General features: G+C 56.4%; 20 protein-coding genes. 2 read left to right on the top strand and 18 right to left on the bottom strand.

Annotation, left to right across the window (positions count from 1 at the left end; translation table 11 throughout):
- The first annotated feature begins 111 nt into the window (after positions 1 to 111).
- Together B0G71_RS21555 and B0G71_RS21550 are read left to right on the top strand one after the other, a co-directional pair.
- Positions 112 to 1,482, top strand: a complete 1,371-nt coding sequence (locus tag B0G71_RS21555) for a site-specific integrase (protein ID WP_116143992.1) — start codon at positions 112 to 114, stop codon at positions 1,480 to 1,482.
- 115 nt (positions 1,483 to 1,597) lie between these two features.
- The gene (locus B0G71_RS21550) at positions 1,598 to 1,903 is read left to right on the top strand and encodes a hypothetical protein (protein WP_116143990.1); all 306 of its coding nucleotides are present in this window, start codon (positions 1,598 to 1,600) and stop codon (positions 1,901 to 1,903) included.
- Between the two features lie 9 nt (positions 1,904 to 1,912).
- Here B0G71_RS21550 and B0G71_RS21545 read toward each other — a convergent pair whose 3' ends face one another.
- The 18 genes from B0G71_RS21545 to B0G71_RS41440 all read right to left on the bottom strand — a co-directional run bounded on the left by B0G71_RS21545 (position 1,913) and on the right by B0G71_RS41440 (position 12,137).
- Positions 1,913 to 2,185: a hypothetical protein gene (locus B0G71_RS21545; protein ID WP_116143988.1), complete on the bottom strand. Its 273-nt coding sequence runs from the start codon at positions 2,183 to 2,185 to the stop codon at positions 1,913 to 1,915.
- A 214-nt stretch (positions 2,186 to 2,399) separates the two neighbouring features.
- On the bottom strand, positions 2,400 to 2,720 hold the full coding sequence (locus B0G71_RS21540; RefSeq protein ID WP_116148758.1) for a hypothetical protein: 321 nt from the start codon (positions 2,718 to 2,720) through the stop codon (positions 2,400 to 2,402).
- 616 nt (positions 2,721 to 3,336) lie between these two features.
- A complete protein-coding gene (locus tag B0G71_RS21525; RefSeq protein WP_116143982.1) occupies positions 3,337 to 3,555 on the bottom strand; it encodes a hypothetical protein in 219 nt (72 codons plus the stop codon).
- 80 nt (positions 3,556 to 3,635) lie between these two features.
- A complete protein-coding gene (locus tag B0G71_RS21520; RefSeq protein WP_116143980.1) occupies positions 3,636 to 3,869 on the bottom strand; it encodes a hypothetical protein in 234 nt (77 codons plus the stop codon).
- Between the two features lie 11 nt (positions 3,870 to 3,880).
- Positions 3,881 to 4,075, bottom strand: a complete 195-nt coding sequence (locus B0G71_RS21515) for a hypothetical protein (protein ID WP_116143978.1) — start codon at positions 4,073 to 4,075, stop codon at positions 3,881 to 3,883.
- 19 nt (positions 4,076 to 4,094) lie between these two features.
- Positions 4,095 to 4,349: a hypothetical protein gene (locus tag B0G71_RS21510; RefSeq protein ID WP_116143976.1), complete on the bottom strand. Its 255-nt coding sequence runs from the start codon at positions 4,347 to 4,349 to the stop codon at positions 4,095 to 4,097.
- Between the two features lie 12 nt (positions 4,350 to 4,361).
- A complete protein-coding gene (locus B0G71_RS21505; RefSeq protein WP_116143974.1) occupies positions 4,362 to 4,694 on the bottom strand; it encodes a hypothetical protein in 333 nt (110 codons plus the stop codon).
- 147 nt (positions 4,695 to 4,841) lie between these two features.
- Positions 4,842 to 5,051, bottom strand: a complete 210-nt coding sequence (locus tag B0G71_RS21500; RefSeq protein WP_116143972.1) for a hypothetical protein — start codon at positions 5,049 to 5,051, stop codon at positions 4,842 to 4,844.
- The gene (locus B0G71_RS21495; protein WP_116143970.1) at positions 5,051 to 5,455 is read right to left on the bottom strand and encodes a DUF2280 domain-containing protein; all 405 of its coding nucleotides are present in this window, start codon (positions 5,453 to 5,455) and stop codon (positions 5,051 to 5,053) included. Before B0G71_RS21495 ends, B0G71_RS21500 begins: the two co-directional genes overlap by 1 nt.
- A gap of 255 nt (positions 5,456 to 5,710) precedes the next feature.
- Positions 5,711 to 7,717 carry a lytic transglycosylase domain-containing protein gene (locus tag B0G71_RS21490; RefSeq protein ID WP_116143968.1) on the bottom strand — a complete coding sequence of 669 codons (2,007 nt, stop codon included), beginning with the start codon at positions 7,715 to 7,717 and terminating at the stop codon, positions 5,711 to 5,713.
- Between the two features lie 80 nt (positions 7,718 to 7,797).
- The gene (locus B0G71_RS21485) at positions 7,798 to 8,106 is read right to left on the bottom strand and encodes a hypothetical protein (RefSeq protein WP_116143966.1); all 309 of its coding nucleotides are present in this window, start codon (positions 8,104 to 8,106) and stop codon (positions 7,798 to 7,800) included.
- Positions 8,107 to 8,309: 203 nt separating this feature from the next.
- Positions 8,310 to 8,894 (bottom strand): hypothetical protein, encoded by a 585-nt coding sequence (locus B0G71_RS21480; RefSeq protein WP_116143964.1) that lies wholly within the window; start codon positions 8,892 to 8,894, stop codon positions 8,310 to 8,312.
- 3 nt (positions 8,895 to 8,897) lie between these two features.
- On the bottom strand, positions 8,898 to 9,257 hold the full coding sequence (locus B0G71_RS21475; RefSeq protein WP_116143962.1) for a hypothetical protein: 360 nt from the start codon (positions 9,255 to 9,257) through the stop codon (positions 8,898 to 8,900).
- A 10-nt stretch (positions 9,258 to 9,267) separates the two neighbouring features.
- Positions 9,268 to 9,501, bottom strand: a complete 234-nt coding sequence (locus B0G71_RS21470) for a hypothetical protein (protein WP_147308695.1) — start codon at positions 9,499 to 9,501, stop codon at positions 9,268 to 9,270.
- Positions 9,502 to 9,719: 218 nt separating this feature from the next.
- A complete protein-coding gene (locus tag B0G71_RS40990; RefSeq protein ID WP_147308694.1) occupies positions 9,720 to 9,995 on the bottom strand; it encodes a hypothetical protein in 276 nt (91 codons plus the stop codon).
- A 72-nt stretch (positions 9,996 to 10,067) separates the two neighbouring features.
- Positions 10,068 to 10,256, bottom strand: a complete 189-nt coding sequence (locus tag B0G71_RS42680) for a hypothetical protein (RefSeq protein ID WP_404935476.1) — start codon at positions 10,254 to 10,256, stop codon at positions 10,068 to 10,070.
- A gap of 124 nt (positions 10,257 to 10,380) precedes the next feature.
- Positions 10,381 to 11,826, bottom strand: coding sequence for a hypothetical protein (locus tag B0G71_RS21465; RefSeq protein ID WP_116143958.1), 1,446 nt, complete (start codon positions 11,824 to 11,826; stop codon positions 10,381 to 10,383).
- 140 nt (positions 11,827 to 11,966) lie between these two features.
- The gene (locus B0G71_RS41440) at positions 11,967 to 12,137 is read right to left on the bottom strand and encodes a hypothetical protein (protein ID WP_181916805.1); all 171 of its coding nucleotides are present in this window, start codon (positions 12,135 to 12,137) and stop codon (positions 11,967 to 11,969) included.
- Between the last annotated feature and the right edge of the window lie 159 nt (positions 12,138 to 12,296).

Raw genomic sequence — 12,296 nt, 5'->3', positions numbered from 1 at the left:
AAAGCCTTGTTTTATAAGGGTTTTACTGTTTTAGGCATGCGGGTACATGCGGCTGCTTGCAGGTAAATGCGGGTAAAATTAAGGTAAATTTACCCGCCCGGAGTTACCGCCATGCCCGCGATCAAAGGTCTAACTGACGCTAAAGCCAAAGCCGCCAAAGCCACCGGCAAGCCGTACAAACTGAGCGACCGGGACGCAATGTATTTGCTAGTCGGGGCGAACGGCAGCAAGAACTGGATGTTTGCCTACCGCATGGAAGGCGTCGCGCAGAAGGGGCCGAACAAGGGCAAGTCGGGCTTGCTGAACTACGCGTTTAACCTCGGCAAGTGCCCTGACGTTGACCTTGACGAAGCCCGCAAGCGCCGCGCTGCCGCCGCCGAACTGGTTAGCAAGGGCATCCACCCTAAGGACGCAAAACAGGCTGAGAACGCCAAGGCCAAGAAGGAACTGGCGACCACCTTCGGCGGCATCGCCCAGGAGTGGATCGACGCCAATGCGCCTGACCCAGCGGACCCAAACCCCAAGGGTTCCGGCAAGTGGTCGCATTACTACGTCCAACAGATACGCAACGCCATGGGCCGGTATGTCATCAATGCTCCGCTCGGCACAACGCCGATCAAGGAAGTCACCAGCGCCGACATCTTCAACCTCGTCCAAGGCATCGCCGACCGCAAGGGCAAAGCAGCCGGGGATGAGCGCAAAACCAAAGGCGCACCGTCTATCGCTGTGCTGCTCAAGCAATGGTCCTCCGCCGTGTTTGCCTTGGCGATTGCAACCCAGCGAGCCGTTATCAATCCGGCTGAAGGCTTCAAGGTTTCGACAGCGGTAAAGAAGCCCAAGCCGCGATCAAACAAGGCGTTGGACGAGGATGAACTACGGTCACTGCTGAGCGCCCTTCCCCGGTACAGCGAAAAGAAACCCGGCAACAGAAACACCGGTAGCCGCGAGACGGTAATCGCCATCGAGCTACTGATGTTGACCGCCGCTAGAACGGTGGAACTGCGCAAGGCTCAGTGGCCGGAGTTCGATTTTATGACCGCCACCTGGAAGATTCCGGCCGAACGGATGAAGATGGGCGAGCCGCATGTGGTGCCTCTAAGTACGCAGGCAATCGTACTATTACAGGAACTGCGGGAGATCAACCCGCCGCCCAAGACCGGGCCGCAATGGCTGTTTCCCAATCGCCGCCGTGGCAGCGTCGATTGCATGTCGGCCACCACGATCAACCGCGCGCTCGGCAACATGGGCTTCAACGGCGAGCAGCTATTCAGGGCGCACGGCGCACGCGGTACGGCGTCCACATACCTGCATGGCGCTGACTATGAGCCGCTAATTGTTGAAAGCGCGCTGGCGCACAAGCAAAAAGGCGTGGCAGGCGTCTATAACCAGGGCAAGTACCTCAAGCAGCGGCGGGCGATGATGCAGGCATACGCCGATTACCTCGATAGCCTGCGGCCCCGCGAAGGTGCTGTTGCGGCTTGATGCGTTAGGTTAATGCGGGGCTTGCGGAAGCATGCTATCGTGGTTTCGCAATCACTGTTAATTCACTTAGGCAATGGAGTGCCGCTGATCCCTTGGATGGGAATGGAGCACTCGTATGTCCGTCAATTTCGCCAAGCCTAAAGCCCTCATCGCTGCGCAGGTTCCCCCTGTCGCGGTCCCGTTGCCCAAGCCCAAGAAGAAAGGTGGCGGCAGCACCAAGCCCAAGGCCCCGCCCTTCGATCTGGATACGCCAGCGCGCGTACGCAACTACCACTTCCAGTTTCTGCTCGGCAACCTATCGGCCTCGGCATTCCATGACCGCCGCCGTAAGGGGCTAGTGCCGCCGCCCGATGGTAATGATGGTCGTCCATTCTGGCTGACCGAAACCGTACGGGCGTTCCTGACCAAAGGCGGGGCTTAATCCGCGTTGCTAACAGCACCATAGCGCGTACGCTTGCACGGCAAATCCCAAGAACATGCAGGCCAGCGCTAGAAAAGACATGGCTTTATAAAAGCGCTTTCTTCTTCGGATTTCCGCATTGTGCTCGGCCACGGTTTGCCCGTTCTGGAGCGGGGTATTTGGCGACAGCCCGAGTGACACTCCTTCATTGTGATCGGGTTGAGGAAAGCCGTAGAAGAATGCCAGAAACACGCCGACCATATTAGAGGCGAGACCAATCGTATTGAGCATTTGTGCGTTCATGGTCGCATGTTCATACGGAATCCATGCTCCTCGCAAGTGGTTAGCCCCGATACCCCATACTAATTACCGGCCTTAATTAGCATGGCTAGCGGCAAAGCATTACGGGCGGCGCTTGTGTGGGCTAGCCTTAGCGGCGGGCCGCCCGCTTTACCCGTAGCTTTACCCGCAAGCCGCATGCACCCGTATGCTTCGTGCAATCCGTTGCGCTGCAGAGCTAGTTTGGTTTGAGCGCACTTTCCGTATGCGGCTGGAGTTCGTCCAGATAAGCGTCAACGACTTCATCGCGCACAGCCACCGGTGCTTTCTGACCCACCTCGGGCGGAAAAGCGATCATGGTCGCAGCCTTATTGATCGCGTTCAGCAGGGCAGGAAGCGCGACGCCGGGGTAACGGGCCGCAAGCTGTTCGGTTCTGAACATATAACGAACTAGCATTGGCGAAATGAATCCTGTAGCCATCAAATCCATCGCGTCCTCGACCGCGCCGAGCTGCGCGAAGGTCATGCTTTGGACTTCATCAAAGGTGAACTGCTTCATCGTGAGGCCCTTCGGATATTCAGGAACCACCAGTGTGCCACGACTAGCGCACGCCCCATGCACGGAGGTAGCCCGCGACCGCTGGGCTTAGCCTCACGCCCTCGCGCTGTACGACGGCGGGCACGCGTCTGGTCTCGGTGTGCGCTAGCAAGGGTGCATCAGCGCGCGGTTCATGTTTGAGCGAGGCTTGCACGAGGTGCGCGCTCATAGCTGTCATACCTCCGTACTCCGGCGCGGCGGGTGGTTGGGTTTGCTCAGGCGGTGTCTCTATTGGCGCTTCCGGCCTGTCCGCTGCCTCGCATGCCTTGCAAACGCGGGCGCGCTGGTAATGCGCAATATGGTTGAACGCCGTCAGGGGCAACATCAGCTTGCACGCCGTGCAGGGTTTGGATTTCATGTTCTACACCCTCATGCGCTTTAACAGGGCGTGGACCGCAGCGCGTTCTTCCTCAGAACAGATGAAGCGGCATGGATACCTGACAGGTGTTGCTGTGCTATCGGCCCGTACCGCCTGCTCCGCTACCTCGCGTGCGAGGGTTTGCATCGTTGCTTCCGACAAGCCGTGCTTCGCGGCGTCGGCCTTAAGGCGGGCTAGTACGTCTTCGGCGTCCATGGGTTACACCGTAATAATCGGTTTGCCTGCGCGGGCGCGCTCAAGCGCTATCTCGACATCAGCGCGCTTCGCGGTGCGTCCATTGATGCGCCAGTACACCTTGCCGCGCTCCGCGATGTACTCACAATCGATGCGCAGCTTGCCGCTGACAAAGGTGACGACCGCACCATTGGTGGCGGCCCGCGTAGCAAGGTCATCGAGCGTTTGCGATACGTCTTTCATGTTCTGTCCAAAAAAGTCCGGCGCGCTGGTGGAGATAAGCCAGTTGGGGACACGACGCCGGATAACCCTTCACCTACTGATCAATCCTTACCCCAGTTCTCTTTGAAGTCGTAACCCTTGACCAACTCTTTATTGACGGGAATACGGCTACCTACCTTCTGCCCTGTGTGCGATGCGAATACGGCATCGGCGGTGCCGTTATAAAGCTTGTCTTTGCTCTCGGAACCCCCGGCTCGCATCTTGTTCGGCTTGGTACTGCCGGGCCGTGTATCGCTGCCGGGGTTTTCCCAATGGTCCAGAATAGGCTTCGTCATGGTGTTTCTCCTTAACGGTTCTTGATCGAGCCTTCGCTGCTCGGCCCGATGGGCAAATCACGCACGCGGGGCGTACCCTGCTCGGTGGGGACGGGCGTCGGGGTTGCGCGGTTAAAGCGGTCCATGATGTTTCCGCCGTAATGCTTCGCGGTATCGCTGCCTGCGTTGGTGTATGGGTCGCGTCCCGTATGGCTATCTGCGCTCATGATGTGTACTCCTAAAAAATCAGATCGTGAAAATCATGCTGCTCTGGCTTTGCTGTACGACATAGGGCGGCCCGCCGCTGAAGGCGAGGGACACAGCGGCATTAAACCCGCCCGGAGAATTGATGGTCGTCAATGCAGTGCCAGCCGCGTTATAGACGGTGGCCACGCACGGCCCGGTACATGCGATGCCGGTAATCGTGCCGCTGTTCTGGGCACTCAGCGCTATCTTCCCCGAAGGGACGCCAACGGGACAGGTCGTGTAGGTATTGCTCATGGCGTTTGCTCCTTAGCGGCGTTGGGCGCGGTCTAGCATTCGCGCCAGCGTGGCTTCATCAACCACCACGCTATTAACGATGAGCGTATGCGCGGGCACCGTCCCCTTGTCATACATGCAAGTAACCTGCATCCCGTGGTGGAAGCCCACGGTGACCGCACCGAACAGCTTGGCGGCCTCCTTGATGCTCGCGGCGGTATGCACGGGCGCGGGCGTTTCCTGTGCACTAAAAGCGCTGCCCTGTGCATCCGCCTGTGGGGCGAGGGGTTCTGCCTGCTCTGCGGCCTCCGCGTTCTCGACGGCTTCCACCGCATCTTCTAACGTGACCTGTTTGATGACTGGCATTTCTTTACTCTCCTGTCTTTAACTGAAATTCCGTATTACGGGTAAATTTAAGGGTAAAGCGCATGCCAGAATGTCAAAATACCGAGACTAATCCTTTAATATCAGCGCCTTATCGATGGCAATGCTAATTATTGAGTAAAAATAGCATTACTCTTTACCAGAGTCTTTGGCTAGCAATGGGTCAGCCCAAGGCAAAACAATCAGTTTGAAAACGCCCTTCTTCCGATCGCTGATAATGGGCATTGTAATAACCGCCTTCACTTCGAGGTCCATCGCCAATGGGTCATTAACCAAAGTGAAGGCCATATTCGTTTTGGCGTCCTCGCCCTTAACCCTGCGTACAAAGCGGCCTTTCATTATTCGTCTCCCTCATCGTCATCGCCCGCATCAGCGTCCCATGCAAACGGCTCTGCATTCTTACGGGCCTCAGCGAGGATCGCCAGCGCCAGCTTATGATCGCCCGCTATCAGCACGTTGGTGAGCATGTCCTCAAGACGCACGGCACGGATCGCTGCGTGCGCGTTGGGCACTAAGTGCAGCGCATTGACCGTGCGCTCACGTACCTTAAAGAAAAGTTCTTTGAGGTCATCGGACAAACCGGCTCCTGTGATCGTCGTCGGGTCGTATCTCGACATCTGCTGTATTGACGGCAGGACCGCGTACTCACGCTGGAACGCCCGCGCCGTCTCCACCACGCCTTTACCTGACGCAAGCTGCATCACCACGAATCTTTTCTGGCTCTTGGTAAGGACGTTAGACATGATCGCTGCCCCATTAATCTGAAAAGATTAAACATTATTCAACGCAGGCTTTACATTGATAAATCAACAAATCTCATTTAAACGGCTCTTTTTAACCTCTTTTACACCAATCCGGCATCCCATTAATCAATAAATAATCCCTATGCTGCCTGATACCGTATCCACCTATACAGTCTCCGGGTATCTATCCTAGTCATCAAGCTTTAAAACCTTCTCGCCCCGCCCCCGCATTGATTGTCAAATGGAGATCGATGGTCATTGGGCCAGCCCTCCGACAGTAACGTTGGTATCCGCGCCAGCGGGAGTATTGACATCAACCTTCACGCGTAAAGACCCTTGGTGCATGGCTGTAGAAGTTCTACGGGGCGGTGCATCGGGCGTACGGTATTGGGAGCCGCCGCCCTCACGGAAGAAGCCGGTCATTACCTTGTCGAGATGCTGGATGGCGACGGTCAGTTCACCAATAAAGTGATCCGTCGCCCCCGGATACCCCGCGCCCCGGGCACCGGTGTTGTCCGTGGTTACCTGCGACTGGTAACCCTTGGTCCGCGCATAATCCGCTTTCTGTTCCTGCCTAAGCTTGCCGCTCGCGTGTGCGTCGATGTAATGCTGTTCTTCCTTGGACAGACCGAGGTTAATACCCTGCCGTTCGATCTTCGCAAGGTAATTAATGGTCTCCGGCTTTGCGCCTTTCCAGTATTGCCCGTCGTATTTCTTGTCATCGGCGGCGACATGCGTATCGCCATCGTATGCAGCGAGGGCGCGGCCATAGTCGCCATGGAACTCCCGCAGGAAGCCATCGAGAACCTCGCGTGCGCGATTACGTGCGGCCACGGGATCATCGACATTGATGCCCTTGCTATTTGACGGCATCAATCCATACAGGCCCGCCGCGCCGCTAGCGGCATTGACGGCACCGATCTTGCCTGAACTCTCATTCATCCTGATGGCGCTGAGCACCTTCTCTTTGTAGACCGGCCCCATCGCGCCTGGAGGCGTAGTTCCGCCTTGCGCAGCACCCAGGCTATCCGTCGATAGCTCCGGCAAAGGGCTAGTCAGGATGTTCAAAGCGCCTTTCCAATCGCCATTTTTTGCATCTTTCCATGCGTCAATCAGCCCGCCGCCTAGCTGCTCCGACTGTGCTTCGTTGGTCTCTAGCCGGGGAGCGATTTTGTCGCTCAGCCATTCGGCGGCGGTTCCGAGCTTTCCGAAAACATCAATTAGCTCGTCAATGTCAGTTTGAAGTTCACCTGATTTGGCAAACGCCACCACAGCATCGGAGAACTCGCCCGCCAATTTGCTAAGCGGGTCGAGAAGCGGCGTAAAGACTGCGAGCAGGGATGTTTCATCCTCTTTCAGCGCAGCAGTGAATTTCTTGAGGGCCTCGGTGCCTGCGTCATAGGCGCTTTGGGCCAATGCCAATTTAGGCACCAGCGCGGCCATTTCCTCGCGCGTCTTCGCGAAGGCTTCGGGGCTATATGTACTCGCCTGCTGCGCGGTATTGGGGTCAATCAGGTTGGAAAGGCCCGTACTCTTCATCCATTGCGCGCCCATACCGTTCTTGTTGTGGGCAGCAAACGCTGGGCCGATCTTCTCAGCTATCGCTTGAGCAAGTTCAACGGTGGACAATTTGCCGACCTCAGCGCTACTGATCCCAATGGCGTTTAGCGGCTGCGCGAATACCGCATCACGCTTCGCCTGCGCCGCTGTCTGAAGGGTATCTTCGCCAAAGCCGTAGGGCTTGTACTCAGTGGTGAAAGCTTCTTCCTGGCCTGGCTGCAAACCCAAAGCGCGCATCTGTGCATTCTTGTCGGCCAAGGAATTCCCTGCCACAGCAGCACCCCCAACAACCCCTGCCGCAACGCCACTTAGCGCACCCGCCGCCGCGCCAAACAGACCACCCCTTGCGCCGCCGATAATTGCGAGGCGCGCGATACCACTGAGGTTCTTTTCGGACTTCTCGGTCCAACGGTTGATCTTCGACCAGCTTTTCTCCGCCTTGTCCGATGACTTCTCGAAGCGGCTAATAAATGACGACTGGCCGCTAAGCTGGGAGCTAGCAGCGTTTTGACGCATCTTGCTAAGCTGGTCGGCGGCTTCCTCGAAGTTGTTTTTAAGATGCTCGACACCAGCATTCTGGTCGGCCCATTCATCTGGAAGTTCTTCGATGATTTTTTTGAATTCCTGAACCTTCTTCACAAGATCGTCAAAATCAGCGCTGTCCACCGGTAACTTCAAAATTGGTTTGGCTGAATCGGTCATGCTGGTTACCGCCTCGTGTATTACCGAAAGTTGCAACTGCAATCGAATGCTTAACGCATGCGGGCGCGTACTACTGAGCTTCAGTGCAGCGTCGGTGACATTGTTGAGAGAATCAGGTTGGCTCTCTGTACAACCTCAACCTCATGCAAATGCACCAATACTTGCGCCCGCATTTCGCGGGTTTTATTCCAGAAAACCGCCAATACCTGGCATTCCGATAGCGTGGCGGTTTCGCCAAGCAGCAGGAGAGAGTCCTCAAGCTGATCAAGCGCTGTAATGAAATCACGCAGGACTTCCGGGTCACGCGGGCGGGCCGAGAGCTGTTCGGATGCCTGGTCGCAGATAATTCTTACCTTGGTGACCATGTTTTCAAGTGAGGGTATGTTCATTTCTTGCCCCTTCGCTTTCCCTGCTCAATCTCAGCCAACCGATCGGGCTTGCAATGCTTTTCGCACCACGTCTGACCCGGTGCTGTCTCCACCAGTTTCGACCTGAACGGCGTGCGGGGAATCGGTTTCGGCCACCGGTTGCTACCGTTTCCCCCGCGAAGCGCACCGGCCTTGAACTTTGCTCTCCCCACTTCACACCTCCGTTACAACCCAAGCGCTTCAGTTGGCACTCCGTCCAACTCTGTCATGCGCCAGCCGGGACCACGGAACTGGCCAAGCCACGCATTTTTGTCGCCAATGAACGTAGAAATCACCCGTCCCGCCTGGTCACGCGTCCGTATATCAGCCAGGCGACCTTCACGACGAGGCTTGTCCAAAACGTCGGCAATGAGATTTTTCTCTACGAGAGGCAAGCTCGATTGCCCCGTAAGTTCCAGCCGTTTTCGCTCTAGGAAACTTGTTTTCGGGCTTGCGTGCGGAAGCAGGTCTTCAACCAGCATGCGGGCATACTGTTGAGAGGTTTGGCCCTTCTGCGGCATCAGGGGATGCGCATTCGCAACCTGGAGTGCTTTATCAAAACGTTGCCGGATCGCCGTGAACTCCTGACGTGTTGTGTCGTTCTCGAAACCATCGCCCCGCACGCTGTCGGGATTAACGATTGCGTGCCCAAAAACAAGGTCTGGACCCGTCTTCGGATTTCCGAAAGGGCCTCGATAAACAACAGGCAAACTGGCGATGTACTCCGCGCTGTCGGCTGCAGGGTCCGTTTTTTGAGTGTAGTCGTCCATGACTTACACCTTCAGGTCAGGGTGAGACATGCGGAACAGGGAAAGCGCTGATGCCTTCATTTCAGGCGTCTGCGCCTCCGAACTGTTGTTGATTTTGATTTGCACGAAACCTTGGCTCCGGAATTCATCGAGCCAGAACTTTCGCTGTCCACGCGTCGCGGGCTCGTAGGTGTAGTGCGGGCGGTTGGCTGCATCAAGGGAAGTCCTCTTAATCAGCCCGTGTGCATCCCCACGCTTCGCTGCATCAGCGCGCGCATCAGCGCCAGAGTAGTGGCGGGGGTCGGGATTTTCACCGCGCCGATGCGCTGCCTCAAAGGCTTCTTGCTGTTGGCGACTCATTCTGTTTGCTTGCCATGCGTCCATGTCGGCTCTCCTAGTAACAAAGACCTTGCGCGATGCGTTGAAACACTTCAGCGGCCTGCTCATGGTCCACCACGCGCGATGCCGTTTTGACGCCAACGGGACCGGGTTCGCAGATGACCCATACAACGCTGTCCGTCGTCTCGTCGTATTTGGCATAGCACCGCGCATAGTTCGGGTGCAGCGCGATACCGGCTTCGCGGGCGAGTTGCTCGGTACGTCGCATTAGCATTTCTACATCGACCACGGCTCAACTCCTCAAAATCCGTTTTGCGACTTCCTGGGAAACCGTTTCGATGAACATCACGCCATCAAGTACTTCACACCTCACCCAGCTCACTTTTCCCGCGACACACAAGCAATAAACCGTGTGTTTCCGGCTGGTGGAGGAAGCTGTTACCAAGCCGCCGCGCCTTGCCTGCCGTTCCGCGCATTGCATGTCGGCGTTAGAGGCTGGCTTTTCCATCACCCGCCCGCCGCATTTGATACTTTCTCAAGGTGCCGCGATGCACGCGCCCATTCGATATTTTCGAGAAACTCAATCGCCTGCCGCCTTGTAATAGGGAAGGTCTTTGTCTCCCCCCGTCCGTACCGGCCACGGGCCTTTACCGTACGCAACCAGACGAAATTGCGGAGGTTCCATTTGCAAGCCAACGCGATGCGCGGAACGGGGTGCGGGCAGAACCCAGCCGACTTTGCTCTACGTTCCATCAAAGACATGACTTCTTTAATCGACGACATGACTAGCTCCCGCACCGACTCCAACTGCACACGATTGCACTAACCATGTCCCTAATTTGACAAACAGTAGTGCTAATCTTTTGCGTACCTCGAATGCACCTGTGCGGCCACGGCGGATGCATACTGGTTCGCTACCTCGGATGACTGGCCTAGCCATTCGTAAAACGATGAACGACCCACTCCCGCCGCAGCACACGCCTTCGAAACTGAATCCCCTTTCGCAATACCGGCCATAATCAGCTTGATCGTGGCTTGGGGCACTAGTCGAAGCGGCGTTGTTTCAGAAGTCTCAATCACGACAATCTCCTATCCATTACGGACGATTGTCCGCCGACACTATCTAACGTGGAAGACGCGACACAATTATTTTTCGCCATCCGAACCGTCATGCAGCCACCGCGATCGGTTTCGCTTTGGACCACCCGTTAGCCGCGATGATGGCCATCGTTGCCTCTTCTCGCTGAGTTCTCAGATGCCCGACAAAGCGCATCTCCTCAAGCCACGCGATAGGGTCAGACGTGAAGGTGATAACCGGCGCTACAGCGGCTTGCTTGGGCGCGGGGCCATTACCCCCGGCAAGCATTGCGGCGGGCGGCACGGCGGGGGTATTGTCGCCGTCTGTGGGGGGCTTGGCATACTTGGCCTCTACCTTTGCGCAACGGCGGCGGTCCAGTTCCCGGCGCAATGCTTTGGCATCAGCGAAGCCGAGGCGCTGGGCACGTGCATCACGGCGTGCCTTGCTCGCTGCCGCCGCAAGTTTGGCCTGCCGTTTGATTTCGTGCTCAGCGTCAAGGTCGGCAGTGTTCTCAGCTGCCGACTTCCCTTTCTTCTCGAAATTGGTTTTGGTCGGCGTGTCGCTGGTGGCTGGCGGTTCTTTCGTTAGGTGATGCCCAATAGCATCAAGCGCCGTCCACAGCCGGTTCTTCCCGCTCGTCTTGCTGCCGACCACATACAGGAGCGCATCGGCATCAGCGGGCATCCCATGCCCCGCATAGCCCATCGCGGATGTGTATTGCTTCCAGTGGCATTGCAGATATTCACGATGGACGCCAACGAGGAAGAAGAACTCGTGAAGCTGCTCATAGGAGAGCCGTCCGCTCTCCCGCAACCTTCCAGCCGCTGCCTGCACGTTAAACAGTTCTTCTTTCGTTGGAGTGTTTACAAATCCCCCGGTTGATTCAACACCTATTTTGTAATCTTCGAAGTAGCTCGATTTGCCAGAACCCTTCTTACTGCTTCCAGCAGTTGAGGTTTGGTTTTTCGTTTTCCCTGGAGCCCCCGCAGATTCGCCAGGAGAAGCAACAAGCGAAGCGACGGTTGCGGGGGTTGTCTTTTCTTCTTTTGTAGAGTCTTTAGTGTTCTCTGTTATAGGCGGGTTTCCCGCCAGTGCTTTCTGAAGCATAGGAGGCTTTCCCGCCAGTGCTCTCATCGCCAGCGCTTTCTCCGTCAGCACGTAGAATGTGGACTCAGACTTGAATCGCCCCCAAGGGCCTTTATAGATTTCCACCATGCCGCACCGGACGAGTACGCCGTTAATGCGCTGTACCTTGTCCTTGGAGATGCCTAACTCTTTCTTCCAATCGGCGTAGCTTTTCTTTACGCCACGATGGCCCCTAACGCGCTTGGGCCACCAGTAGCGAATTTGGCCCAGCACTACCGCCGCTTCGAGGTCGAAACCCATTGCGCGTGAATCGGCCATGCTGAATAGCCTAGTATCTTCAGAGGCATGAGGCGCGGCAACAGATTGTGTTGGCGGCTCAGCCGGTTTGACAAACGCGGGGGTGGTGGCTGTGGGGTCCGAGAAATGTTGTAGTTCAGCGAGGTTACTCATGATGCTTCTCCTGTATGGCAACCATTTGATGGGATGCAATACAGGAGCTATAATTGGTACTCCTGTATTGCATGGTTTTACGGCTAGACACCTATCAAACCAACTTAAAAGCCCCGTTTGCAGCGGGGCTTTTTTCTTGCTTACTCCACTTCTGCTGTTTCTTTCTGTGCGTGCTGTTGTGGGTCGCGGCGATCAAGGTACTCGACTACCGCAGCACGCATCAGGTTGCTCATATTCAAGCCGGTCTCAACGCCATAGGCGTCGATACGCTCCCGAAGCGGTTCGGGAAGATACAGACAGGTTCTTTGCATGACGGACTCCTTCCAAGGGCTAGCGCCGATTGGGCGTACATAAAGACTATGCCCAATCAATTTTTTCTCCTAAGGCTAGCGCGCGCTGTCTCAGAAGGCTTGAAACCCGAATCAATGAACAGCGGCCTTGTTTCGGTCCAAATGGAGGTAGGTGCGCAC

The sequence above is a fragment of the Paraburkholderia sp. BL27I4N3 genome (assembly GCF_003386115.1).
Taxonomy (GTDB): Bacteria; Pseudomonadota; Gammaproteobacteria; order Burkholderiales; family Burkholderiaceae; genus Paraburkholderia.
Note: the sequence above shows the minus strand (reverse complement) of the source record. Positions and strands in the feature narration are given on the sequence as shown.